Here is a 24,971-nt window from a genome sequence, read left to right on the forward strand (position 1 = left end):
AGACGAAGGGAGGTATTTTGTGCAACGGACTACAGATATTAATATTTTTATTAACAGTAAGTTACAACAAAACATTCAAGAAATAGTATTTATTATTGCTGAACGTTTGAAAGACCCATATGAAATTGCTAAATTAGGCAAAAGAAAAGATGGAAATCACACCTTTTTTCCAATTACTTTTTCTCATGGATACCCAGGCACAATTGTCTTTTTTACAGAATTGGATAGACAATACCCGAATAATAAATGGGATATTGTAGCTCATGAGCATTTTCTAGCTTTAGAAAAAAATTTAAGAGATACTCCAATTTCTAACATATCTTTATTTACAGGATTGACTGGTATAGCTTTTGCAACCTTTCTAGCTTCTAGAAGAAGAACACGTTATAACAGATTTCTAAACCATTTAGAAGAGTTACTACATAAAAACATTGAAATATTTATTGACCAAGCAACTGAAAGCTGGTTAAAGAATAAGAGTGCAAAAGCTTCCATGTTTGATGTAATTGGTGGACTAACAGGTGTAGGTAGATATCTATTAATGTCAAATCAAAACAATAGACATATAAATCATATAATTAAAATAAGCGAATTCTTAATAAAGTTAACTAATAATATTACGGTCGAGAATAATATAATACCTGGATGGTATGTATCATGCAAAAATCTTGGTTCAACTGATTTAGAGAAAAGATATCCAAAGGGCAACTTAAATTATGGATTGGCACATGGTATTGCTGGCCCACTCTCTTTTTTATCGATTTGTAAGAACGAAGGTATAAATATAAACGGACAAAAAGAAGCTATAGAGTTTATACTAAATTGGTTACAAAGTATTAAAAAACAAGATTTTTTTGGCAATTATTGGAGCGGCAGAATTTCATTAGAAGAGTATACTAATAATACTTTATCGGTAGAAAAAGATTACTCTAGGGAATCGTGGTGTTATGGTAATCCTGGTATATTAAGAGCAATGAATTTAGCAGGAATAGCAACAAACAACAAAAATATCATTGAACAGACAATTAATGATTTCGAAATCATATACAAAAGACCCTATAAAAATTGGGGACTGGAAAGTCCTATAATTTGTCATGGAAAATCAGGCCTTCTCCAAATAACATTAAATATGCTGGAAGATAATCCAAAATGTAAACTTGCTAGTCATTTGCCTAAGTTAACTGAAATGCTAATTAATCAATTTAATAAGGAATCAATCTTTGGTTATCAAGATATTGAACCAACGGCTGAACAACAAGAATATGTAGATAAAGCAGGAATATTAGAAGGTGTTGCAGGAATCGCTTTAACTCTCTTATCATTAATCAAAACAAAGGATACAATCTGGGAATCTTCTTTTTTACTTAAATAATTTATTGGATCTAGATAACGATATATTTTTGTTATCTAGTTTTTTCATATTTATAAAATAAATTTTAAAATTTTATTCGAGGTGTAAAATAAAAATGAAAAAAATTTTGCTTAGTTTTATAATATTTGCATTTACTTTGTTAATTTTGCCAGATGGTAGCGTAGCTAAGGCTGAATTTTTATCAAAATTCACAGTTTTACTTAAAGATGGTCACCAAAAACAATTTATAGAGGAAGTAGAAAAACATTCTCTTGCAGTAAGTTACGAAATAAAAGAACTTGATCTATATCAAATAGAAGGAAAGGAGAAAGATATTATAAATTATTTGAAATCAACAGATGTTATAGATTCATATAATAAGTCCACTTTCTATACTCCAGAGAAATCTTATTTAGATGTAAAAGATACTGTTATTAAAAATAGAATATTAAATAATGACTCACCAAGTACATTATGGCCCCATCAATGGGATATAAATAAAACAACAAATAACGGAAGGAGTTTTGAAATTTCTGAAGGCAGTAAAAATGTAGTTGTTGGAATTGTTGATTCAGGAATTGATGTTGATCATCCTGACATAAAGAATAATATTGTAGAGGGTTCAATTAACTTAGTACCACAAGATGGCTTTAATGGGGATGAACCAAATGAAACAGGTGATATAAATGAAGTGAATGATAAGACAGGACATGGCACATTTGTGGCTGGGCAAATTGCTGCTAATGGAAAACTTAAAGGAGTAGCACCTCAGGTAGGAATTAAGTCATACCGAGTTATAGGAAGCAATAAAAGTGAGTCAATTTGGATAATTAAGGGGATAATTGAGGCTGCAAAAGATCAAGTTGACGTACTAAACATTAGCCTAGGAGAATATTTAGTACAAGGAACAATTAAACATAAAGATGGCTCTATTACTAGCAACAAAGCAGAAATAAAAGCCTATAAAAAAGCAATTAACTTTGCAAAGAAAAACGGAACTATTGTAGTGGCATCATCAGGTAACGATTCACTAAATTTAGACAACAAGAAAGAAGTTCAAGATTATTGGTATAAAAATTTATCAGAAGGGGCAGTAGGATTTACAGGAAAGCTTTTAGCTCTTCCAGCAGCCTTGCCAGGAGTGGTCACAGTTTCTTCAGTTGGTCCCTCAGGAGAATTATCCCTATATTCAAATTACGGTATGTCTACAATTAATATTAGCGCATATGGTGGTGATTTCAGGCTTCTAGAAAAATATGGACCTGATTCCTGGATTAGTGAAAATTGGTTTCGAAATGAAGTTATTCTAGGATTAGCACCAAATGGGGGATATACTTACTCTCTAGGGACTTCATTAGCCGCTCCAAAGGTGTCTGCAGCATTAGCTCTAGTAATAGATTATAAAGAATTTAAAAATCCTAATCAGACTATTAATTACCTGTATAAAAATGGTACAATACAGGGAGATAGAAAACAGGTAGGGCAAGGTATATTAAATGTCTACAATTTATTAAGAAATTAGTTTAAAGTTAAGAAATTTGACAGTGAAAATAGAGAACTTATTGGAGGATTTTCTATGACCCCTGTATTAGTAATTGTTATTATATTAATAACACTCTTAGTTGACTATTTTTATCTTGATTTAAACAGACAAAGGTGGGGATGGTTTAAAGATAGTTCCAAAAAAACAAAAATAACTGTTTTTTCTGTTCTTCTACTAATATTATTTGTTGTATATTTAAGTGGAAATACAAAATATTTTTAATAGTATTTATTTTTATAATTCAGACTTCTAATATCGTTTAGAGGTCTTTTTCCTTGTATGATTTTTTAATAATCAAGGCTACAACTGTTGATATAAAAGGGGTGTTCCAATAACGCATCTACCTACTTACATATTCAATATTTCACTACGTTCTACATCACCTATTTCTCTTAAACTTTTATATTCTTTGTAATGCATCATAAAACTTATGCTATTTAAAATAATTAAAGCGAGTTCGATCTTGTATCAAGAGAACACGCTTTTTTAATTGGGACCTAAGCTCATATTATTTTAGGTCTTCTCCATCGTTATCAATTTTCTTCCTCATATAAACTATCGAGTCGATTACCAACTTCCTGCAAGTTTGGCGTTGTATAAATCATCGTCGTCTTCGGATCATCATGTCCGGCCAGCTGCGTGAGTGTCGTTAGTGGTACATGCTCGGCCGTTTGGTAAAGAAATGTATGTCTGAGCACATGCGGATGAAGCGTTCCTTTTTTAAAACCGCAGCGATCATTTAATCTTGTTAAAATGTCCTGCACATTATGCACACTAATACGATCACCTCGATTAGAGATAAAAACTGCGGGGTGGTTGTCTTCACGTTCACTCAGGTATTCTGTTAATTTTCTTCTGAGCTCTTTCGGTGCGGGTACGGTGCGTGCTTTGTTTCCTTTTCCCGACACTTGAATCGTGCCGGTTCTTTCACGTATATCTATGTGACTTTTGTTCAAGTTCACAAGTTCTGACACACGAAGCCCTGTATAGATAAGTGTGTAAATAAGAGCAACACGCATTTTTCCTCCTTTTTTCCATTCTCCATTAAGTTTACGATTCATCTTTTCAATTTCTCTTTTGATTTTAGCAATATCGACACTATCGACTGATTTTCTTTCCATACTCACGATTTTTTCTTCTGGGTACTCAATCCCGTTCATTCGATCCTGCAAATTGTGATATTTAAGAAAACTTGAAATAATTGAATATTCCTTCTGTCTCGTTGCGATTTTTTTATCTTCCCTTTTCTGGAAATAATAACGGATGTCATATTCTGTTAATCGATTTATGTCTCCGCCACCATCTTCCACAATATTTAGAAAGTTGTGAAGTGTATATTGAAATGTACGAAATGTCGCTCGACTGTCAAATTTTTTATTTTCCATAAATTGTATAATAATAGGATTCACATTTTTTACCACCTTATGTAAAATTCAGAGATTAGATACCACGCAGTTATTTTTCTTCGTTACGAAACAGTCGAATGCGACCTCGTAAAATCGGCAAAATCGATTAACTACGTGGAATCTACAATTCTACGCAGTTTTTATTTTGAGTTTAAATGCAGGGATTTAGATTCGAATTTTGTTTTTCTCTTCATCTTTTGATTTTTGAATAAAAACTCTCGTTGAGGTTGCAAATTTAAAAAATGAAATACTCTCCATCAGTATAAAACAAATCATCATGTGATTAGGTTGCCTCTATTGATATAATTCACTGCTCTTCGGAAGCTCCGGAAGTTCCGAATGGAATGGGATTCGAAACCTCCGAACCAATGATCTGGGCTCAATTGGTCAAAAATATAAAATAATAAGAGTTCTTAAATCTGTTTTCGTAATAAAAGTATGAGTCACATTTAGAAGTCTGTTTCTAAGTTTGAACTATTTATCCAATAATTTCTTGATTCTAGGATACGAGAAAATTTAAATTGTGATTGAGGTAGGACAAAACATATAAGTGACTACTAATTTAGATTGGAAATATGGACTTAGGAGAGCACTTAGTCTAATAGATTCTTATGCTTCAACTAATCTAGGCGTTAGTGTGGATTTAAAATAAAATCGCAATGTTTGTAAAAAAGATGCGATGTTTAAAACAAAGTCGCGATATATATAAGATGCGAAGATTTACCCCTTTGAATACGAATTGTCTAAAGTGGAACTTTATGGTGAAAACAACATAACGATATTCAACAATCGGGCCAGATGGTCGAATAATTCTATAAAATAATACTCAAATTTATGTTAGAGTTAAAATTGAGCATTTTGGAATAATTATCATATTTTTATTTGAAAGGAAAAATATATATGTTAGGTAATGAATTTATAGAAGATTTGTTTACATTATTTAGAATTAAAGAGAGTGAGGATGCATTAAAATATATAAAGTTGTACAAAGCACAAAGAATAGAAGTAATAGGAATTGATAGGGTTTTACAGTTATTTAATGAAATTGAAAACATAACAGAAAATAAATTTACAATTTATTATAAAAACACCGAAGGTAAGGAAGTAGCAGAAGTAGCAGTGTCAAATGATTACTATCAACATCGTAGATTTGTTGATGATGAAGGAATTTATAGAAAGATTGAAGATATTGATAATCAAATTAAATATGAGATGAGTGAAGAAGTCACAGACTACTATATAGTTTGGCTCTATAAAAAAATGTTTGAGAAGTATCCTATTAGGCTAAGAACAGAAATGACACAAAGGATGCATGCGCTTTTAAGCAACAGAAGTAATATGAGATACATAAGATATGAGAGTGATGAAGGTAAGGAAATCACATTATTAAATATTATGCGTAAAGCAGTAAATTGTACTTCTTTAAAAGTAACTAAGCAGCAGGGGTCAAAAATTAATTTAGACGAGGCAATAGACTCATTTAGTTATACGTATATGTGTAATATGGATAGTCCAATAAAAATGTATAGTCTCGAAGAGATCATAGGTATTCCAAATAGGCGGCAAAAGGCACGAAATAATGATTTTGAAGCTCCGAAAAGAAAGTACAATTCTAATTTAATTGACTATTATAACTTAGCAGTTTCTTCTGAAGATCCTTTTATTTCATTTATCTCCTATTACCATATAATTGAATACTATTTTGATGAAGTATATAGAGAACAACAGATAAATACTTTAAGAAACAGTATTACATCTCCAAGATTTAGTTATAAAGATGATAAACAATTATTTAATATAATTGATAAAATAATAAAAGATAATAAATTAGTTAGGGAAAATGGAAGTGGAAACGAACAACAATCACTAAATTACGTATTAAATAAATATATCTATGACTGCGATGAATTCAAACAAAGACTAACTCATGAAGAACTTATTTTTTATCAAAATAATAATGTTTCATTTTCAACAGGTGATGTAATTATTTGGGATAAGGATAAAGATAAAATTTTGAAAGCTATTTCAAATAGAATATATAAAACAAGGAACGCGTTAATTCATAGTAAAAGCTCCAAAAAGGATGTTACATATCACCCTTATTTACACAAAACTGAATTAGAAAAAGAAATCAGTTTAATTAAAACAGTAGCAGAATACATTATAGAAAATGACTCTGTACATTTGGGGTAAATCTTTAGTTGAGTATATTTAACAAACGGGCGCGATTATTGAGCATTATAGGTAGAAGATGATCAAACTTATTTATAAAAACCAAAATTAAATCTGCTAAAGAAGAATCCTTTTTGATCAATCTTTTCTTCAAATGGATTCTTCTTATTTATCGTAAAATAAGGATTTGCGAGGTATTTTGCTAAGACTTTATATCAAAGCTACAGTTAGTCGAAAAAAGTTCTAAAAAGCCTGTATTAATGTTTACTTGGTGATCTGCCATAGAGGCTTTATCTATACGCAATTGATTAATATGCTATTTCAGAATTTTTAACTCATACATTAATTCTAGATACATCATCTTAATTGAAAAATGAAGGGGGCGATTGGGCATGTAGAATTACATATAAAAGAAATAGGAAAGAAGAGGTTATTTCAAACTTTTATCCTTCATCAATTGTTGGAGCAATTTTTAGCCCATCCACCATCTTTTGAAAACAAATATCACATAAATCGAACGAATATGTATTACCATCTCTTTTGTTACCGTATCCGAAGGTGATTGAGAAGGAGGCAAATTCTTCTTCCTGTTCATTTCGATCAAATTCAGTTCCAGTATGATTAATAGTGTCTCCGCATTTATTGCAAATTGTTTTTTCCACTACTTCTTTTTCTATCGTTTCTTTTATTATCTTAAATTTTTTCATGTTTTTATTCTCCCTTCTTTTGTTTTTCACCTTACATTCTACTTTGTATATTAACATAGGCAGTGGTGAAGTATGCTAGAAGCATGGTTATGAATCATAGAAGATAAGTAATTACTGTCCGTCCTTCCAGACAGGAGTACGTACAGATTTTCTTTTCATGTATGTTCGACAAAGCCGTTAGTGTTTGGCTGGAATGCATAGCGGGCGAAGCCCATTGGTCTTCCTGAAATGAAGCAGCAATCCGAACGGATTTCTGCTGGAATGAAGGAGCGATCTTCGAGTAACTAGGAATCTTCGGAGGAAGATGACGATTGAGCACCCACAGGACAAGGAGATCGATGCGAAAGCATCGGTCGACGAAGTAAGGGGGACGGTCAGCTATGCTGACTGACAAATGAGCGTAGCGAGGCTTGTCATACGTCCCCCTTATGCTCTTTCCCCTACTCCGCACCGTAATCCCGCCGCGTATCTCATAGAGCACTCAATCCTTTGCGGCGACTGGCGTTGCGACCTCCCGGGGCGACATCCGACCCGAGTTCCCGAGGAACCCGGCCCGCGATAAACCGCGCCACTATAGCGTTCGCCGATGACCCTCGGCCATCTAACCGACAATACGGCGTATGACGAGTTCCAGGGCGGTTTCCGGCGCGGTTTCTGCCCCGATAGCGACAGCCGAGGGACAGAATTCGGGCCGTGCTACGGGGAGGGATTTCAGCTCACAAGCGCCCAGGGAGCTGTCACGAAATGGGGTAGGGGAAGCTGCCAAACAAATAAGGTCTTGATGATAGAAACGCGTACCGAACGGGGAGCGGATCGTCAGGAAAAGATCCTCGGGAGATTGATCCGGCGTCCGACAGCGTGGACGACGCGAGGCGGTTGTATGTCATAAAATCGTTCTCTGTACGCACAAAGTGCGCGCCAAAGAAGGCAGGAAATACCACCGAGTGGAGGAAGGCTCCGCGCTCGTCGGACGTAGGTTCTTTTAGGGCTTTTCGAGTGGGAAGGAGGGAGCGGTTATACGAGCGGTAGCGAGAGAAGGCAAGAAGGACCACCGACCGACGCGGGACCCGCTCGGAAAGCCCTTGCTGCCCTTGATTAGACTTACTTTTGCGTGAATTCTCAGCGGGAAGCCCGGAGCGGTTATATGAGCGGCAGCGAGAGAGTCCACAAACACCACCGACGGGCGCGGGAACCCGCGCAGAATTCATGCGCTGATCTTTCAGAATAGCTGCCAGAAAGCGGTTTGAGAGGCGCTCTGGTATTTCGATAACTCTACGATCTGTTTAAAAAAAGAGAAAGGATTGTCATGCTCACCGCATATCGTATGGTATACGCATAAGGTTGATGTTCACGAGATGCACACGGCATGTCACATGGCATACGCATAAGATAGATGCACATGAGATACGTATGAAATGGGCACCACATACGACATGGTGTACACACAAAAAAATAGGACTACAATAGATCGCACCATATTTCACTTCGTATATGGTATATCATAAGCGCAATGTTATATGTTTACAGCATGTCACATGGTATGTAACTTCCTATGCTACTTTCCGTATCACATTCTGTTATTAAAAAACTAACGAAACATATAAAATGGCTATCAGTTTAATAAGTCACGTTATCGTTTGTAAGTGCTTGTTGACGTCTTCGAAGCTCTCGCATTTAATTATTCCCTCTCTTGTTTAATTGAAAGAAGTAGGTTGTATTTCTATAAAACTATCAAAATTACCGTAAAAAATAGTATAAGTATACCTTGCGTTATCGTGAGGTATACTCTAATTTTCGTTTAATAATGTGCTCTCTTGGCTCTATTGTCAATATTCAATCGATATTTCTCACTGAGGATTTTTATGTATATATGGAAATTTTTGTAGAGAATAAGAGAGTGTTATGAGAAAATAAAAGAAAAGTTTGAGAAATTGTAGGTGAAAGAAGAACAATGGCTGATTCAATAAAAGCACGCAATTTGGGTGATGATTATCAAATACTTTTCTTTTGGTTAAAAGCATGTGAAATGTTAAGCGACTACTCTAATATAGGTGAGATATCTTATGAGGATTCGGAAATAAAGTCACTGGATGATGTTGTAGTTAGTTATAAAGAACCGATAAAGGATACTAGTGGAAACCTAATATATAAAGAGTATTATCAGGTTAAATATCATGTTGACTATAGAGGGCATATAACAGCTGATAACCTGATGAACCCAAAATTTATTAATGCTACTAAGCATTCTTTTTTAGAAAAGGTTAAAGAGGCATTACCTATTTTAAACAAAGCCAATCAAACAGGCACTGCAATTTTAGTTACCCCCTGGTCAATTCATCCTGATGATGAATTAGCTAAACTTAAAATCATAGATACTAAAGCGGGTCGCTTTAAAGAAGAAACCTTATTTGACGGGAAAACCAAATCGTATGTATCCGACTTGAGGAATAAGTTAAAAGCTCATTTAGGAGTTACCGAAGATAAGGAATTAGGAGATGTTCTAAAACCAATACAAATATGGGGCGGTTTTCATCAATATGAAATATTAGTGAATATGTTAAATGCACAACTTACATCGGTAGGGCTAAAGCCTTATAATCACACACAACGTATTCATCCGTATATCAGTTTGTTGAAAAGACTATTTCAAGAAGGGACAACAACCTTTAATAAGGAAGAATTAATAAAAATTTGTAAGGAAGAGTGCTTGTGGTCAGGTAAGAAAATTATGCTAGCAGAAGAGAGTCCTGTAGGAATAAGGAGTTTCAAATGGAGAGCAGAAAATATGGAAAATGACACTTCTGCAATGATATGTTTACTAGATTATTTTAATGGCCGTTTTCTTAAAGATAAATATAGTTGGAATGAAGATATTAGATTATTAGTAGAAAGTTTTATAGAGAGGCATTTAATTGAAGGCCGTTCTTATTGTATATATCTAGATACACATTCAAGTGTTGCTTATACAGCTGGTTTTTATCTTGATCCAAAGTCGGGTGTAAATGTTGTTCCTATACAGAAGGGGTTAAATGGGAGGGAAATATGGAGAGCAGATTCTAGTGTTCCAAAAGAGCAATACGCTTTTTGGGAAGTCGAGCATGAAATCATTGATGACAATGGAAGTGATATAGTCATAGTAATAGAAATGACCCATTCAGCTATTGATGATGTACAAGAGTATATAAGAAGCAATAATTTATCAATTAAATCGATCGTAAGATTCTATTTTGAAGATGGTCCAAGCTTTAATACAATTCAAGATGGAATACATGCTAGATACCTTGCTAATGCTATTTCTTTAACATTGAATAAACTCCCAAAAGAAGACAGGAAACGCTGCTATCATATTTTTGGTTCAGGACCAAATGGGTTTTGGTTCTTCTTAGGGCAACAATCAAGAAACTTCGGTCGAGTAACATTATACGAATATGACTTTGAATTATCAAAAGAGTATAATAAGACAATTAATTTACCTTAAAAACGAAGGAGCCGACTATTAATGGAAGTTAAAACTTATTTTAATGATTTTTTATCGAATATTAGATTAACAAAAAATCAAGAGAGTAATTTAAAGAGCGGACATAGCACTTTAAGGCAAAGGCTATTAGAAGATGAAGAGATATCTTCCATTATTGTGAGCACTTTCTTACAGGGAAGTTATAGGAGAGCGACAGCTGTTCGACCTAAGAATGGAAATAGGTCTGATGTGGACGTTATAGTCGTTACAAACTTAGATGCTGATGAGTATACTCCTCAAGAAGCGTTAGACCTATTTATCCCTTTTTTAGATAAATATTATGAAGGAAAATACAAAATGCAAGGTAGATCTATTGGAATTGAACTAAGCCATGTTGAGTTAGATTTAGTAATAACTTCTGCTCCCTCAGAGTCCCAAAAGGAGCTATTAACAACAGAAAGTGTGTTGAACTCATTTTCAATAGATGAACTAGAGAACTGGTCTCTTTCTAAATCATGGCGATTTAATAATCAACTAGCTGCTGATGAACCAGCATGGAAAACAGAACCTTTATTAATACCTGATCGAGAAGCTGGTAAGTGGGAAAAAACAGACCCATTAGCTCAGATAAAATGGACCTGGAATAAGAATGCTGATTGTAATAAACATTATGTAAATGTTGTAAAAGCCTTAAAGTGGTGGAAAAAGTTAAACCCTGATCCAAAATACCCAAAGGGTTATCCATTAGAACATTTAGTAGGCACATGTTGCCCAGATGGTATAGATTCAGTTGCCGAAGGTGTAACATTTACTTTAGAAAACATTGTCTCAGAGTATCCGGAAAAGCCGGCTTTAAAAGATCATGGTGTACCAGAGCATGATGTATTTAAACGAATTACTGAAGAAGAATATGAAGAATTCTATGATTTAGTTATGGAAGCTGCTTCACTTGCAAGACAAGCATTGGATAGTACAGATAAAGTAGAAAGTATTGAATTATGGAGAGAGTTATTTGGATCTAAGTTTCCAGAGCCGCCATCAAGTGCGAAAAAATCACAGAACGGATTTACGCCACGAACTGAACAAACTTCATCAGTGTCAGGTGGTAGATTCGGGTGAGTTCAAAGAGAGTTCCAAGTGATTCATTACTAAAGGGCCGTAGAGCGATTGAATTTATAAATGGTATAGAACTAATTAATGATTTAGATTGGCGAGAACCCATCAGTAAATGGGTTCTTCATTGCTGTTTGTACTCAGACGAAATAGAGGCATCAGTTATACCCAGAAGCACGGAATGGTATGTGCTAATCGATGATAATTACCCTATGGGGAGTATTAGTATTTACCCTTCTAAAAAAAATAGTATAAATGTAACTTTCCCACATCAAATGTATAATGGAGAAGGTTACAGTGACCACCCTTGGAGAAGTGGTTTATTATGTCTTGATACAAATGTCAGAACATTAGGGAATCTCGCTCCTAGTGAAGAACCATTTCAAGATGAGATGCGTTTAGCTTGGTATATATCAAGAGCAATAGAATGGTTAATAGCAGCTTCAAGAAATAAACTTACTTTGAAAGATGAACCTTTTGAGATGGTTGACTTTCCAGAATGGTCATCACTAAAGGTAGGGTTTTCTGAGACTACACAATCATTTAGGTTCTGGAATTCAAAAAATATTAAATTTGGGCTCGCCACCTTTTCAATATTGAATTGTGGAATTTTTTTAGTAAGGGGATTCAAACAATTTAATGGTGTATGCTTAAGAAATGTAAATTGGGGATACTATCCAACCGATTTTAAAAGTAATGATCGTATCTTGGGTTCTTGGATACTTTTAAACGAAATGCCTCACTTTAAACCTTGGCAAGCTCCATCGACTTGGGGAGAACTCACCAAAATTTGTAGAGAACAAGGAATTGACCTAGGGAATATAATGAAACAGGTCAAAAAAAAGCAAAGTTATAAAAATAAATTAGTCCACATTCTCTTAATAGGCTTTCCTATTAAAAGAAAAATAAATGAAGAGTTCACAGAAATATTTTGGAAAGGGATTGAAATCCCCCTTTTAAAAGATAATAGTCTCATTCCAAAGATAAATATAAACGGTAATAAAAAAAATAATCACAAAATAAATGTTAATGGTCGAGAAAGAATAAGGTGGATGCGCTCATACAATTGGGCAAAAAAAGCTGTTATGAGTCGTGGAATGTTACCAGAGTCTATCAGTGAATCAAAAATATTAATAATTGGTGCAGGTGCGTTGGGTTCCTCTATTGGGGAGTTACTAACAAGAGCGGGTGTGGAAAAATTGGGGATTATTGATTACGACATTTTAGAAATGGGTAACCTCACTCGACACAATTTGCTAGTAACTGATCTGGGAAGAAGTAAAGTAGAATCATTGGCTAACCGTCTTAATAAAACTTCAGTTCATTCTAAGGTTGCATACTATTCTGGAACTTTAAAAGATGTTATTGAAAATAATATGGGTGAGTTAAAAAAGTATAGAGTGATATTAGATTGCACGGGAGAAGATGAGGTCTTAGAGTACTTACAACAATATCAATGGCCAACGACAAAACAATTTATTTCTATTTCATTAGGATATGGTGGAAAAAGGCTATATACCTTTAGTAATTGCGGTTCAAGCTTCCGATATGACTTATTTAGAAAGGTGATAGATCCTTGGTTACAGGAGGAAAAAAGCTGGTATGAGGAAACAGAGTTACCAAGAGAAGGTCTAGGATGTTGGCATCCACTTTTCCCTGCTAGGATCGATGATGTTTGGATAATGGCTGCAACGGCAGTAAAGAGACTTGAAATAATTTATAGACAAAGACAAAAGCCGTTATTTAGTGTATATGAGCAGAATGACGATAATGGGACGTTTAGTGGATTAGATTTAATTAATAATGAGGTATGTGATGAATAATCTAATTTTTACTGAAAGTAATCAAAGGTTTAAAATAAGTATCCCTAATGAAATATTGATTGAAGTCCAAAAGCTATGTGAATTATCATTTCCAAATGAAACAGGAGGTATTTTAGTTGGCAGCTATTCAGAAGAGTTTAAATGCGCAGATGTTTCTGGAATCATAGTCGCTCCACCAGATTCAAAAAGTGGCCCAACATGGTTTTCACGAGGAACAAATGGAGTAAAAGGGGAATTAGATAGATTGTGGTTCAAAAAAAAGTTTTATATTGGTGAATGGCATTATCACCCGGGTAGTAGTTCAAACCTAAGTTCTCAAGATATTAAACAAATGATAAATATCTCAAATAATGAGAATTATAAGTGTCCTGAACCGATATTATTAATAGTCGGAGGGAAATCTGATTTATGGGAGTATAGCGGTTATGTGTTCCCTAAGGGGAAGCCATTCGTGTATTTAATTAGTGAATAATTATAAATGTGTTGCTTGAAGGAACAGCAACAATGTACTAAACATAAGTAAATATATAATCCAATTATTATAATAAATTAAAAATAAACCTAAAAAATGAGGAATCGTATAAATGTTCCCTATATATAGCCTGCCAGCGTATATATTTTAAATCCCTTTTTTGAATACCCTTTGAATACCCTTTGCCTAAAATAGGTTAAAATCAGACGGAACTCAAAAGAGGAAAAATGCTGATATAATGCGGGTTTTTAAATTCCATAAAATGTAAATTTATCCCACTTCTGAAAGAACGTAAAAAATACGGTCTTAAAGGCGCTCGTCGTGCACCTCAGTTCTCAAAACGTTAATTTTATTATCGTTTCAAGGCTCTCAACCATGGTTGAGGGTCTTTTTTTATGCTACGTGCCCAGCAAGCTGTCAATGGCATATTAGTGACAGTCAACTGGTTGAGAAATTCAACTTAGCATTATTTCAAAGGTTTTTTATTTTTATCAAAGACTTCTCGAGTGAATGTATTTGCCTAAAATCAGTTCTTTCCCCTACTTTTTAAACCGATCCCCAAATCGAGAATACACTAAGCTAAAGATAATAATACCTGTAAATAAAATCAAACCAATGATGAGTAGTAAATTGTTTTGTAGTATATCGCTTACTAACCAGAGTATCATGCTTACTGACAAAGCTAACAACGTTTTTCCATAGAATTTACTCAATGCCTGTTGATCGTATTTTGCTTTCTCCTTTTTGGGTAGTGTGTTAAATCCTGCAATGAGAAACGTTCCTTTTCCATAAAATAAAAACACACCTAAAACAGTAAAACAAAAAATACCAATGCTTAACAATAACATGTGAACACCTCCGGAAAGTGAAGTATTTAATAATACCTACGTTAAAAAAGGCAGATGACATAAATGCACAACATTGCTTTTTAAGATCGATAATGGTTTAAATCATTAGTAAATAAGGGAATGAATATTAAATCGCTCATAAGTATGTACGTTTTTGCTTCTATTTTAGTTTCATTGCAATAAATTGAGGTTTGTCCTAACTACATATCCGTGTAAAAACGAAGTAGTTCAATATCAACAATCACTTAAGGTTGTTTTTTCATGGTTGTTGGTTAAAAAATTTAGAAATTCAATTATTCATTTATTTATTTTTCATTTTTTTATTAATTTTCGTACAAGAAATAAAAAACTTGAACATAAAAATGATAAGAATTTAGTTTTTAAAACATAAAAAGCCATTGTGAATAAGGATTTTTTTGAAAATATATATTAATGTAAGCAATAATATTAGAAAAATAGTTCAATAAGGTAAGTCATCCCTCATATGTTCAATATATAAGAAAATACGGTCATTTATTGATAAGACTATAATGGATTTATTATGCTAACATTTTTTGTGTAAACAAAAAATGAGGAGGGATTATTTGATGAAGTTTAAATTTTTGGGTATAGCTGGTGTTTTATTAGGGGGTATGTTCGTTTCTCAGACAGCTTTTGCAGCTGAGGTCCAGGAACCATTTGAATCTCCTGCTACTGTAGAGTTTGAAATGAATACTACTATCCCTAATGAACCTGGGGGAGAAAAAGATGATGATGGAAATAACAACGATATTATCCCAACTACTCAAGTAGGTCCATTAACTGTTGATGTTGTTCCTAAAGCTGAGTTTGGTATGCACACAGTACCTACACAACAAGAAACTTATGAAGCAAACAATCAACTACCCTACCTACAAGTTACAGAGCAAAGAGGTGCGGATTCAGATGGTTGGAATGTTGCTGTAAAGATGACACAAGGTTTCACGGATGGAACAAATTCTTTTGAGGGATTATTAACTTTCCAAAATGCTACTGTCAAATCTGTTGGTAAAAATAGTTCTAATGCACCTGTTGCAAGTGATATAACTATTACAGATGCTGCTCAAAACATCCTTTCAACTCAAGATGCGGGAGATGGACTAGGCACATGGTTATCTACTTACTACACAGAAAATGAAACGAATGAAAACATTTCATTAACGGTACCGGCTGGTGTAAGTGCTGGGTCTTATGAAGCTGAACTTGAATGGACAATTTCCAGTGGACCAACTGAATAATTTACTGTAATGAAAATACACCATTATATTAGGAGGGTATGAATGTACTCTCTTATTTTTATAGGAGACTATATTTATGCAAAAACTATTAAAAACTTTTTCAAGCCTTTTTCCAATTCTTTTTATAATTGGTATTCCAACAATCATGGTTCAAGCGAATAGTGAAGGGACAACTCAGATCAAAGCAATTATTCCAGATAATCAAATTCAAGATAATATTGGTTATTTTGATCTCATGATGGTTCCTGGGCAAAAACAAACGATTGAAGTTGAATTAGATAATAGTAGTTCTGAAGAGAAGAACTATTTCATTCATATCACTCCTGCAACGACTAGTGATGGAGGCACGATCGATTATTCTAATTTAGAACCTACATTGGACGAGTCCGTTCCGTTTGATTTTCGTGAAATTGCAACTTTAGAAAAAGAGAAATATGTGGTTCCTCCAAACTCTAAGATTCGCGTACCTATCCAATTAAGTATGCCTGAGGAGGCATTTGAAGGTCGATTATTGGGCGGCATTTATAGTTATGTTGAAAGTGATGATGAAGAATCAATGGATGAAGCGTTACAGGTGAAAAATAAAGTATCTAATAGTATTGCTATTGTATTAAGAGTTGGTGATTCCCCGGTTACTCCAAATCTTGTCTTGAAACAGATTTTTGCTGATTCTAGAAATACTTTTCCTATAATTGAAGTAAATCTTCAAAATCCAACTCCTACAATAATAGGTGGCCTTTCAATAGATTCAACAGTTTACTATGAAGATAATCTATATATTGAAAATCATTCAGAAAATATGATCATGGCACCAAATTCCAATTTTGATTATGGCCTTCCCCTTGATGGTCAAGAAATTCAACCAGGAAATTATCGATTAGAAATGACTGCTAGTTCAGGAGAACATACTTGGGAGTTTTCTGAAGAGTTTGCTATTGATAGTCAGACGGCAAATCACCTAAACGAGAATATTGTCTTTGAGGTAGAAAAGGATAATCATTATCTCTACTATATTATTTTTGGGTTAATCATTTTAATAGTGATGATTTTGTTGGTTTTTTTTATAAAAAAATACAAAAAAAGTGAATCAGAGAAACAATGATCGTGCCATCCTTTTTAGAGTATAAAAATCTAATCTGAAATGGAGGGGATATTCACGTGAGAAAACAACGTTTAACTCCAAAGAGGAAAAGAAAGAGATCGTTAATTCATTACTCTAAAATTGGTATTGTTGCCATTGTTATTGTCCTTTTGTTGCAACAAATGAATGCATTAGGTTATTTTAATGTTCATTTCACCTCTGCGGAAGAAACAATTAATCTTCAAATCACAAAAAGTGAATTGCATGTTAATGAACAAACAACTTTAAAAGTAGAAACGACTGGACATGAAGTAGAAACGATCAAGATACCTGAAGGAATGGAGTATGTCGAAACGGAAAAAAATATTAATGATGAAAATATTATAAGTTATAACCAAGAAAAACGAGAAGTAGTCATGAGTACAATGGAGGCTGATGATAAGAAAGTCGAAATTCATTTAATAGGTCTAGAAAAAGGCGAATATCGAATTTTTGCCGAAGCCAATACTGGTACTTTATCAAATACGGTGGAAATTACAGTTAAAGACAAGGAAACGATCCAAGAAAAGAAAGAGGAAGGTTCAAAGGAAGCTGAGGATAAGCCAGAGGATGATCAGACAAACCAAGTAATTGAAGAAAAACCATTAGATGAATCAGATGAAGGAATGGATGAAGAAACTGAGGATTTAGGAAGTCAAATGATTGATAAAGATAAAGATAATGATACCGATGAAGATAAAGAAAGTGAAACGATTGATAAAGATAATGATAGCGACGAAGATAAAGAAAGTGAAAAGAATAAAAATGAGCATACTGATCAAATAACTAGTGAGTCGGTTCATATAAATAAGGATAATGAAAACGAATCAAAGGATACCTTAATAGATTCTGATTCGACAAATGAAGAGAATAATAATGAACCAGATATAAATAATGAACCAACATTGAAAGAGGATAATGAAGGAAAGGCTGACAACTCAGTCGATCAAGGTGTAGAAGAGCCTTTATTATTCAATCAGCAGTCTATTTCGACCTTGAATATTAGTCCAATGAATATATGGGAAACAGATCCAAGAAATTATAGATTAAATCTAAATGATGATGTTTCTGGAGCTAGGGTCTTATTTAACCCATTAAAACATAGCTCTAGTATAGATATCACGTATAGTCCAGAAGATGACTCAGTTGACCCCTGGGCAAATGGGGAGTTAGAGTTCTATTGGAATGGAAGCGTCGGGTTGGATATTAATTTACTTGAAGTCATTAATATCTTTCAACTAATAACAATCATGAACGGTGGATTAGGTTTTGCAGTATATCTTAATTTGCCAGATTATTTTTCTGCAGATTCAATGTTGGAGGCTATAAATTACACCAGCTCGGAATTAATTATTGGAAACTCTAGTGCATTTTCAATAACAAGAAATAACTTTCGTAAAGTAGATGATTCCACATTAGAATTAACTATTCGCCCTAGTAATAGTAGCGAGAACTTCTTTAGCTTAATTGCTCATGCTGTCTGGGATATTATCACTACCGCAGGAATGGATCTGAAGAATTTTCCAGTATCATTTAGAATTCAAGTGGATGTAGAGACCCTTACTGCAAACGGTCATCCAACAGATGAATCAGAAGGAAATGTTTTAACAAAAGGAAAATTACCACCTAGCCCCAATAATTTAATTGAAGGAATTTCTGTTGACTTCTATCCTTCAGAACAAGTAGCAAACTTACAACAACGAAAAACCCTTTTGGGAATTCCATATTGGGAAAATGTTTCTGGTGCGCCGGTATATGTAAAACCTGATCAAGTTGGTAACCCCAAAATTTCTGTAACTGATAGTGTCCCTACTTGGAGTCATTATATTTCTCCATGGGATAATGAAGAAGAGTATAATGTAACAACCATAGATGGGTTTGAAGAGGTAACGGGAGTAACGACTTCATTGCCAGGTTCAATCGGAAGTCGTGAACTAACTTTAGATTTATATAAACATAGGTTTAATGAATTAGATAAATCCCGTTTCTATCGTGTGGTTAACTTCTTTGATCGAACCAATGAAACAGATGGAGCTAGTCTGGATCATACACCTACCTCACTACAATTAAATACTCCATCAACTGTAAGTATTTCAGGAAAAGATAATAATGGAATCGCCCTTAGCCCGGTTAATGTTAAAGTACTTGATGAGGCGAAAAGTCCGGAGTTAAAGTTAAAGAACATGAAAACTACGGAGATTGCTAAAGGGAAAAGTTTTGATATTCCTTTAGAATGGAAAGGTGAGACAAGTAAAAGTATAAGTATTTCCTACTCACTTGATGAGGGGGCATTCCAAGAAGTAGTTGAAAGCAAAGAAAATAATAATAACGAGATATATCACGATGAAACCATTACCATACCAGCTATAAAAAATGAAGGTTATCATAAAGTACTCATTAAAATCGGAGATAATTATAATAGGGAAGCCATACAAAGCTTGAATATCACAGTTTTGGATATGCCAGTAATCAATGGAAAACAAGAACTTTCAAATTTAAGGACGGAAGAATCTGGTTCTAAAATTACTGCTATCACAAATGAGGTCATTAGACATACTATTCAATTTGAAAATGAAAGTGATTCAAATGTATTGTATGATCCCACACTCAATCTGACCTTACCCACTGATATTGCTGCTGAGTATGTTGCTGATTCTCTAACAGTTTATGTCAATGGAGAAGAAAAATCTTTAGATAAGGATATAATTTTTGAGAATGGTAAAGGAAAGTTAAATTTAGGGGCATTGTTAGAGTCTAATGAATTGCAACCAAATGATGAGATAATGGTTGTGCTTAATTATCGATTCAAGAATATATTTGACACCAAGATAACCATTCCTGGGGCATCAATTACGGGTACCTATATGGTTGAAGGTGAGTCAAAAGCTTTCCCTTTAATGAATTTACCTCAACTGGAAATCGAATTTCAAAATGAAGAATTAACTTTGAATAAAGTACCTGAAAGTATACAATTTGGTGTCAATGACATTCCAACATCCACATCCACATATAATAGAATAAACGAATCATTTGCTTTCCAAGTGATTGATACCTTACAAGAAGCGGAAGCAAAGAAATGGCAAATTAACGCAACATTAATATCAGATTTTCAGACTTCATCAGGTGACCCATTATTTTCAGATTTGATTTTCACGAATAAAAAGGGTGTAGAGTATATATTACAAAAAGATACTTCAGTGCCTGCTTACGTTAATGATGAGCTTACGACTTATGGCGTACGTAACATAGAGTATGAGTTTAATGAAGGTTTAAATTTAAGAGTAATAGGCGGAGCACCGATTAAAAAAAGTGAAACCTATACAGCAGTAATTGAATGGAACCTTTCGGAAGGACCAAAAGAATAACCTGATTTATGTTAGAAGCGTGTGTGAAAAAGAAAATGGTAAGAACAGGACTTGGGTTTACTGTGGAATCTAAGTACTTTATAGGGTTATATCTTAAAACCGAATTGAAAAAACAAACACAAAATACCAAATAGACGAATTATTTTTCCTACTGGTTCTATATGGAAACATCCGAAATGCCAATTTACAACACTTTGAGAATGAACTATTCAAAGTGTTGTATTTGGTTTTTTATACTCGTTTTGCTACAGCTAAATATATTGAGGAAGCAATACTTTGAATAAAGAATATAATCATTACGTAATAAATAAAATACTCTCTATGAATCATATCTAATATGGCTACTAATGCAACGCCAAGAAGGATTCCTCCTGTTAATATTGAATACGAAAAAGATTTAGTTTTAAAAATTAATAACTCTCCTCTTTCATCCATTGATTCCTTTTTTCTTTCAAAATTGGCTTTGTATATTTCTGAAATAATAACAAGTAATGCTAACCCTATAATCAGGGTTGTGGTTAACGTAATCATACAACATCCTCCTTATATTTAAATACTTCTGTAATCTCTTTTCCTAATGAATTAGAAATCTTAAATGCCAATTTCAATGAAGGGTTATATTTGTTTTTTTCTAAGGCTGCAATTGTTTGACGACTAACACCCACGGCATCGGCTAAGTGTTGTTGGGTCCATTTCTTCTCAGCTCTTCCCACAGATATATAGTTTTCTAACATATGGTACCTCTTTTCTTTATGGTGTTTGAATACGTTGATTGTAATTTATTTTTTACATAATGTAAAGTATATACGACAATAAAATTTCTTATATTAGATGATTCCCTTTAAAGATTTTAATTACAAGCACTTCAATAAAATGAATGGAATATAAAATAATCCAATATAAGTATAAATAATTATCATAATATTAAATCCTCTCTTGAATCTCACGTAGCGTGAGCTGGTAATATTAATTCACAACCTGCAAAGGAGGATGATAGGATGGAAATAGGCTTTTGGATTATTTTAATTACCTTATTACTTTATGATCCGATGATTGGATACTTAGACTTTCAAAAATTTATAAAGGATGTACGGATAAAAGAGCATGCAAGATTAAAGTACTACTACAAAATAATATATGGATCATGGCTGCCGATCATTTTTATTCTTGGCTTGGTGTTACTGACAGAACTGTCTTTAGGGCAAATAGGCTTCACATCACTTAAACTTAATACATCTGTTTTAGGTACTGTTTTTAGTTACATCATTTTAACTTTAGGCGTATTATATCTTTGTTTAGTTTTGTACTATATATTTGGATATTATTTAAGTTCTAAAATTAGGCGTGAACTATCCATAAAAAAAGCGAGGGAAATGGAGAATTATGAGTTTACTCCGATATTGCCAGTTAATGATAAAGAGAAAAAAGTGTGGAATTTTGTATCATTGAGTGCAGGGATAACGGAAGAAGTTCTTTATAGGGGTTTCTTGATTTTTGCACTATCCTATTTGTTTCCTAATTTATCAATTTGGGGCGTAATAATTGTTGCAGCCTTTATATTTGGATTAGCACATACTTATCAAGGGTTTTGGATAGGGGTTATAAGAACTTCTATTGTAGGTTTCTTATTTTCAAGTCTCTATATTGTTTTAGGATCAATTATTCCGTTAATTGTTTTACACTTCTTAATTGATTATCTTGCCAAATTAGGAGATCATCAAAGTTAAGCTTACGAAATAAATGAAGAGTAGTATTTTTTCAATACGAAACAAAGAGGCAGTTTGTGTCGCCTCTTTGTTTTTTTAGATGGAAAAATGCTTGGCTTTATCAGTTAATCATAAAAACAACAGTATCAGCTACATCTTTAGGGAGGACAGGCTTATTAATGAGTTGCTGTTTAGATACTTCTCTTTTCTCCAATCAGGAAAAAGCGAGTGGGCAATTTAATGCACAGCTTAAATTAAACCATCTGCCTCTGTTCTCTTCAGGTGCATTGTCATAGTAAATGCTGTCTTTACGAGTTGTATACCTTTTTTTAGTTGCTATTTTGTTGTATCATCAGGCTTCTCATCCAATATCGTACGTAGTTCTTTGATGTCTTTGTCTGATAGTTTTTCGTCTTGGATGAAGTGGACGAGCATGGATTTGAGTGTGCCTCCATAGATGCGTTGGATGAATGATTGTGTTTCTGCCTTTTGGCACTCTTCTTGGGAATAGAGTGGGGAAAAGGTGTACACTTTCTGGCTTTTGTCGACAGCTACGACGGACTTTTGCACGAGACGGTCGAGCAGTGTCCGTATGGTCTTTGGTTTCCAATCTGTGTGTTTTTGTAACGATTGGATGATATCGTTAGCGGTTTGTGGTGAGTGATTCCAAAGGACATTCATGATGGCCCATTCGGATTCCGAGATATTCGGTAATGCTTTCCCCATTTATTGTGCCTCCTTGCTTTCGTAAATGCTTAATTCTTTCAAAATATCTTTCGTGATTTGTATTGCCTTTTGCCCGTCTGGTTCTCCGTCGTCTTGAATATTTGTGGCAAAGAAGTAGGTAGATTGCTTTGTTTCGACGTAACCTATAAACCAACCGTTTTTGTTTATGCCATTAATGGTACCTGTGCCTGTTTTTCCATATAAGCGGTTACCTGTATGGCTCTCCATTAAAAGTGCATCTTGCACCTTTGTTGTATGCGCCTTTTTAAATCCTAATTGATGATGATAAAAAGATTGCAGGAGTTCGACTTGTTCAACTGGGGAAATCTTTAAAGACGATTCATTCCAAAAGTCTTTTACGCCTCCTGAAGTATCGGTATTGCCATAATGTATACGTTGAAGATTGGCTTGTAACGCTTCCTCACCAGCCATTGTATCCAAGCGTTGGAAATACCAGTTAACAGAGCTTTGTAGGGCAGATGCTAAGTTGTGATCTTGATTCCAAGCTGCAAATGGTTGATTTTCACCGTCCCATGAAAGGGTGGATGCTTGCTCCGTAATGTACCCTGCATCTAGTGCGAATAAAGCACTAAAGATTTTATAGGTCGAATCAGGTGAGATCCGCTGCATACTTTTCTCACGATTATGAACGATGTATTGGTTTTTCGCTTCATCATAAAGGACGAAGCTTCCTGCAAATCCTTGAAAGAACGGAGAGAGGTTCCGCTCGATGATGCCCTCGTTTTGAAAGTCATACTTTTCTTCTTTTCCTAGCTCAAGTGCCGATACAACTGGCAGTTGCATCGTTAAAATAAAGATGGTTAGTACATAGAAAAATACAGTCTTGCGCAAAGAGTATCCTTTTTGTGTACGAAAGCCAGCAATACGCTCGATTCGTTCTTTCATTTGTCGTTTGCCACTTGTGAATTCTGCGGTTATTGGTAGCTTCTTTTGCATAGTAGCTGCGAAATTAATCATGGTATGTCCATAACCAACGACAGCTTCATGGTGATGGAGTAGCTGTAAAACCGCCTCATCACACGCTATTTCTCTATCACCCTTCATTTTTTTTGAGGCAATCCAGATAAGCGGGTTGAACCAGTAGATGACTTGGAAGAAAATCATCGCATAGTTTATAAGTAAATCTTTATTTTTATAATGACTTAACTCATGTAGAAAGACATTCTCATAGTCCTTTTTGGTTAACCAGCTCTGCGCATTTTTGGGGATGACGACAACAGAATGAAAAAGGCCAAAAATGAGTGGTGAGTGAGTCTCGGTTGAATAGCGGACATCGATATTCCTTTTGATTCCTAGTCTTTTTTTACATGATAGAAAAAGAGCTTCAATATTTGCGTCTTCAACTGGTTGTGTTTGTGACTTTAACCTGTTAAGTGCGAAAAAGCTACTCAAAAGTAAAGATAGTAATACAATCACGCCGAGTAGCCATAGAATCATAAGCGGCACATTTAAGATCGAGAAATCAATCTTTTGTACAGAAACAGAGAAATCTCTGATGATTTCGTTTGTCATTACACTTTGGTTTTCCTCAGCTGGGATGGTTGTACCTTCCTTTTGTAATTCTGGTATTTGCGGTTGTTCGGAAAACATAGAAGGTAATGGTATAGGGCATAAAGGAATGAGCAGTGTTAGGAAAAGCAATATCCACAAGTGGTTAAGTGATTGTGCTTTTATTTGGTTTTTCATCCATTTACGAATAAGTAGGATGGTAAGGATTGAAAAAGTGGAAATGATCAACCCGTTGAGAAAGAAGCTTATAAAGATCACGCCCACCTCCTTTTTAAATAAAAAAAGTTTGACAATTACGATTACATATGTAATATTGTACTACAGATGTAATCAGACTACAAACGTAATCTGTTATTAATTTTAGGGAGGGGTTTTC

18 protein-coding genes and 1 pseudogene are annotated in these 24,971 nt (G+C 34.2%); 12 read left to right on the top strand and 7 right to left on the bottom strand.

What is annotated here, in order from left to right; translation table 11 throughout:
• The first annotated feature begins 19 nt into the window (after positions 1 to 19).
• The gene (locus MHH73_RS01030) at positions 20 to 1,372 is read left to right on the top strand and encodes a lanthionine synthetase C family protein (protein ID WP_341064072.1); all 1,353 of its coding nucleotides are present in this window, start codon (positions 20 to 22) and stop codon (positions 1,370 to 1,372) included.
• A gap of 94 nt (positions 1,373 to 1,466) precedes the next feature.
• Positions 1,467 to 2,873, top strand: coding sequence for a S8 family peptidase (locus MHH73_RS01035; protein WP_341064073.1), 1,407 nt, complete (start codon positions 1,467 to 1,469; stop codon positions 2,871 to 2,873).
• Between the two features lie 554 nt (positions 2,874 to 3,427).
• Here MHH73_RS01035 and MHH73_RS01040 read toward each other — a convergent pair.
• Positions 3,428 to 4,303, bottom strand: coding sequence for a tyrosine-type recombinase/integrase (locus tag MHH73_RS01040; protein ID WP_341064074.1), 876 nt, complete (start codon positions 4,301 to 4,303; stop codon positions 3,428 to 3,430).
• A gap of 897 nt (positions 4,304 to 5,200) precedes the next feature.
• Between MHH73_RS01040 and MHH73_RS01045 the strand changes: the two genes are divergently transcribed.
• Positions 5,201 to 6,493 (top strand): methylamine utilization protein MauJ, encoded by a 1,293-nt coding sequence (locus MHH73_RS01045; protein WP_341064076.1) that lies wholly within the window; start codon positions 5,201 to 5,203, stop codon positions 6,491 to 6,493.
• Between the two features lie 422 nt (positions 6,494 to 6,915).
• Here MHH73_RS01045 and MHH73_RS01050 read toward each other — a convergent pair whose 3' ends face one another.
• Complete coding sequence (locus MHH73_RS01050; protein WP_095371107.1) at positions 6,916 to 7,179, bottom strand: hypothetical protein; 264 nt, start codon at positions 7,177 to 7,179, stop codon at positions 6,916 to 6,918.
• 1,951 nt (positions 7,180 to 9,130) lie between these two features.
• On the opposite strand from MHH73_RS01050, the gene MHH73_RS01055 reads away from it, so the two are divergent.
• The 5 genes and pseudogenes from MHH73_RS01055 to rpsI form a co-directional block, all read left to right on the top strand.
• Positions 9,131 to 10,657, top strand: a complete 1,527-nt coding sequence (locus MHH73_RS01055) for an SAVED domain-containing protein (RefSeq protein ID WP_341064078.1) — start codon at positions 9,131 to 9,133, stop codon at positions 10,655 to 10,657.
• A 21-nt stretch (positions 10,658 to 10,678) separates the two neighbouring features.
• Positions 10,679 to 11,755, top strand: coding sequence for an SMODS domain-containing nucleotidyltransferase (locus tag MHH73_RS01060; RefSeq protein ID WP_341064080.1), 1,077 nt, complete (start codon positions 10,679 to 10,681; stop codon positions 11,753 to 11,755).
• Positions 11,752 to 13,572 (top strand): HesA/MoeB/ThiF family protein, encoded by a 1,821-nt coding sequence (locus MHH73_RS01065; RefSeq protein WP_341064081.1) that lies wholly within the window; start codon positions 11,752 to 11,754, stop codon positions 13,570 to 13,572. The genes MHH73_RS01060 and MHH73_RS01065 overlap by 4 nt, the downstream gene beginning before the upstream one ends.
• Positions 13,565 to 14,044 (top strand): Mov34/MPN/PAD-1 family protein, encoded by a 480-nt coding sequence (locus tag MHH73_RS01070; RefSeq protein ID WP_341064082.1) that lies wholly within the window; start codon positions 13,565 to 13,567, stop codon positions 14,042 to 14,044. Before MHH73_RS01065 ends, MHH73_RS01070 begins: the two co-directional genes overlap by 8 nt.
• 281 nt (positions 14,045 to 14,325) lie before the next feature.
• Positions 14,326 to 14,391, top strand: a pseudogene (gene rpsI, locus MHH73_RS01075) (30S ribosomal protein S9); the annotation flags it as partial.
• Positions 14,392 to 14,583: 192 nt separating this feature from the next.
• On the opposite strand, the gene MHH73_RS01080 reads toward rpsI, so the two are convergent.
• Positions 14,584 to 14,892, bottom strand: a complete 309-nt coding sequence (locus MHH73_RS01080; protein WP_341064083.1) for a DUF3784 domain-containing protein — start codon at positions 14,890 to 14,892, stop codon at positions 14,584 to 14,586.
• Positions 14,893 to 15,479: 587 nt separating this feature from the next.
• On the opposite strand from MHH73_RS01080, the gene MHH73_RS01085 reads away from it, so the two are divergent.
• The 3 genes from MHH73_RS01085 to MHH73_RS01095 all read left to right on the top strand — a co-directional run bounded on the left by MHH73_RS01085 (position 15,480) and on the right by MHH73_RS01095 (position 20,633).
• Entirely contained in the window at positions 15,480 to 16,148 is a 669-nt protein-coding gene (locus tag MHH73_RS01085) for a WxL domain-containing protein (protein ID WP_341064084.1), read from the top strand.
• 76 nt (positions 16,149 to 16,224) lie between these two features.
• Complete coding sequence (locus tag MHH73_RS01090; RefSeq protein ID WP_341064085.1) at positions 16,225 to 17,250, top strand: DUF916 and DUF3324 domain-containing protein; 1,026 nt, start codon at positions 16,225 to 16,227, stop codon at positions 17,248 to 17,250.
• A gap of 56 nt (positions 17,251 to 17,306) precedes the next feature.
• Entirely contained in the window at positions 17,307 to 20,633 is a 3,327-nt protein-coding gene (locus MHH73_RS01095) for a hypothetical protein (protein WP_341064087.1), read from the top strand.
• 231 nt (positions 20,634 to 20,864) lie between these two features.
• Here the strand turns inward: MHH73_RS01095 and MHH73_RS01100 are convergent, their stop codons facing one another.
• A complete protein-coding gene (locus MHH73_RS01100) occupies positions 20,865 to 21,164 on the bottom strand; it encodes a hypothetical protein (RefSeq protein WP_191816871.1) in 300 nt (99 codons plus the stop codon).
• Entirely contained in the window at positions 21,161 to 21,367 is a 207-nt protein-coding gene (locus tag MHH73_RS01105; protein WP_341064089.1) for a helix-turn-helix transcriptional regulator, read from the bottom strand. Before MHH73_RS01105 ends, MHH73_RS01100 begins: the two co-directional genes overlap by 4 nt.
• A 264-nt stretch (positions 21,368 to 21,631) precedes the next feature.
• On the opposite strand from MHH73_RS01105, the gene MHH73_RS01110 reads away from it, so the two are divergent.
• Positions 21,632 to 22,360 (top strand): CPBP family intramembrane glutamic endopeptidase, encoded by a 729-nt coding sequence (locus MHH73_RS01110; protein WP_341064090.1) that lies wholly within the window; start codon positions 21,632 to 21,634, stop codon positions 22,358 to 22,360.
• A gap of 315 nt (positions 22,361 to 22,675) precedes the next feature.
• On the opposite strand, the gene blaI is transcribed toward MHH73_RS01110, so the two are convergent.
• Together blaI and MHH73_RS01120 are read right to left on the bottom strand one after the other, a co-directional pair.
• Positions 22,676 to 23,065, bottom strand: coding sequence for a penicillinase repressor BlaI (blaI, locus tag MHH73_RS01115; RefSeq protein WP_191816868.1), 390 nt, complete (start codon positions 23,063 to 23,065; stop codon positions 22,676 to 22,678).
• A complete protein-coding gene (locus MHH73_RS01120) occupies positions 23,066 to 24,853 on the bottom strand; it encodes a BlaR1 family beta-lactam sensor/signal transducer (protein WP_341064092.1) in 1,788 nt (595 codons plus the stop codon).
• Positions 24,854 to 24,971: the final 118 nt, after the last annotated feature.

Source organism: Cytobacillus sp. FSL K6-0265 (genome assembly GCF_038003465.1).
In the GTDB taxonomy this organism is placed as follows: Bacteria; Bacillota; Bacilli; order Bacillales; family Cytobacillaceae; genus Cytobacillus; species Cytobacillus stercorigallinarum.

Excerpts from the sequence above, each read along its gene's own strand:
- MHH73_RS01045 (WP_341064076.1), top strand. The coding sequence starts at position 5,201 with ATGTTAGGTAATGAATTTATAGAAGATTTGTTTACATTATTTAGAATT.
- MHH73_RS01105 (WP_341064089.1), bottom strand. The coding sequence starts at position 21,367 with ATGTTAGAAAACTATATATCTGTGGGAAGAGCTGAGAAGAAATGGACC.
- MHH73_RS01060 (WP_341064080.1), top strand. The coding sequence starts at position 10,679 with ATGGAAGTTAAAACTTATTTTAATGATTTTTTATCGAATATTAGATTA.
- MHH73_RS01110 (WP_341064090.1), top strand. The coding sequence starts at position 21,632 with ATGGAAATAGGCTTTTGGATTATTTTAATTACCTTATTACTTTATGAT.
- MHH73_RS01100 (WP_191816871.1), bottom strand. The coding sequence starts at position 21,164 with ATGATTACGTTAACCACAACCCTGATTATAGGGTTAGCATTACTTGTT.
- blaI (WP_191816868.1), bottom strand. The coding sequence starts at position 23,065 with ATGGGGAAAGCATTACCGAATATCTCGGAATCCGAATGGGCCATCATG.
- MHH73_RS01050 (WP_095371107.1), bottom strand. The coding sequence starts at position 7,179 with ATGAAAAAATTTAAGATAATAAAAGAAACGATAGAAAAAGAAGTAGTG.
- MHH73_RS01055 (WP_341064078.1), top strand. The coding sequence starts at position 9,131 with ATGGCTGATTCAATAAAAGCACGCAATTTGGGTGATGATTATCAAATA.
- MHH73_RS01035 (WP_341064073.1), top strand. The coding sequence starts at position 1,467 with ATGAAAAAAATTTTGCTTAGTTTTATAATATTTGCATTTACTTTGTTA.
- MHH73_RS01080 (WP_341064083.1), bottom strand. The coding sequence starts at position 14,892 with ATGTTATTGTTAAGCATTGGTATTTTTTGTTTTACTGTTTTAGGTGTG.
- MHH73_RS01090 (WP_341064085.1), top strand. The coding sequence starts at position 16,225 with ATGCAAAAACTATTAAAAACTTTTTCAAGCCTTTTTCCAATTCTTTTT.
- MHH73_RS01085 (WP_341064084.1), top strand. The coding sequence starts at position 15,480 with ATGAAGTTTAAATTTTTGGGTATAGCTGGTGTTTTATTAGGGGGTATG.
- MHH73_RS01070 (WP_341064082.1), top strand. The coding sequence starts at position 13,565 with ATGAATAATCTAATTTTTACTGAAAGTAATCAAAGGTTTAAAATAAGT.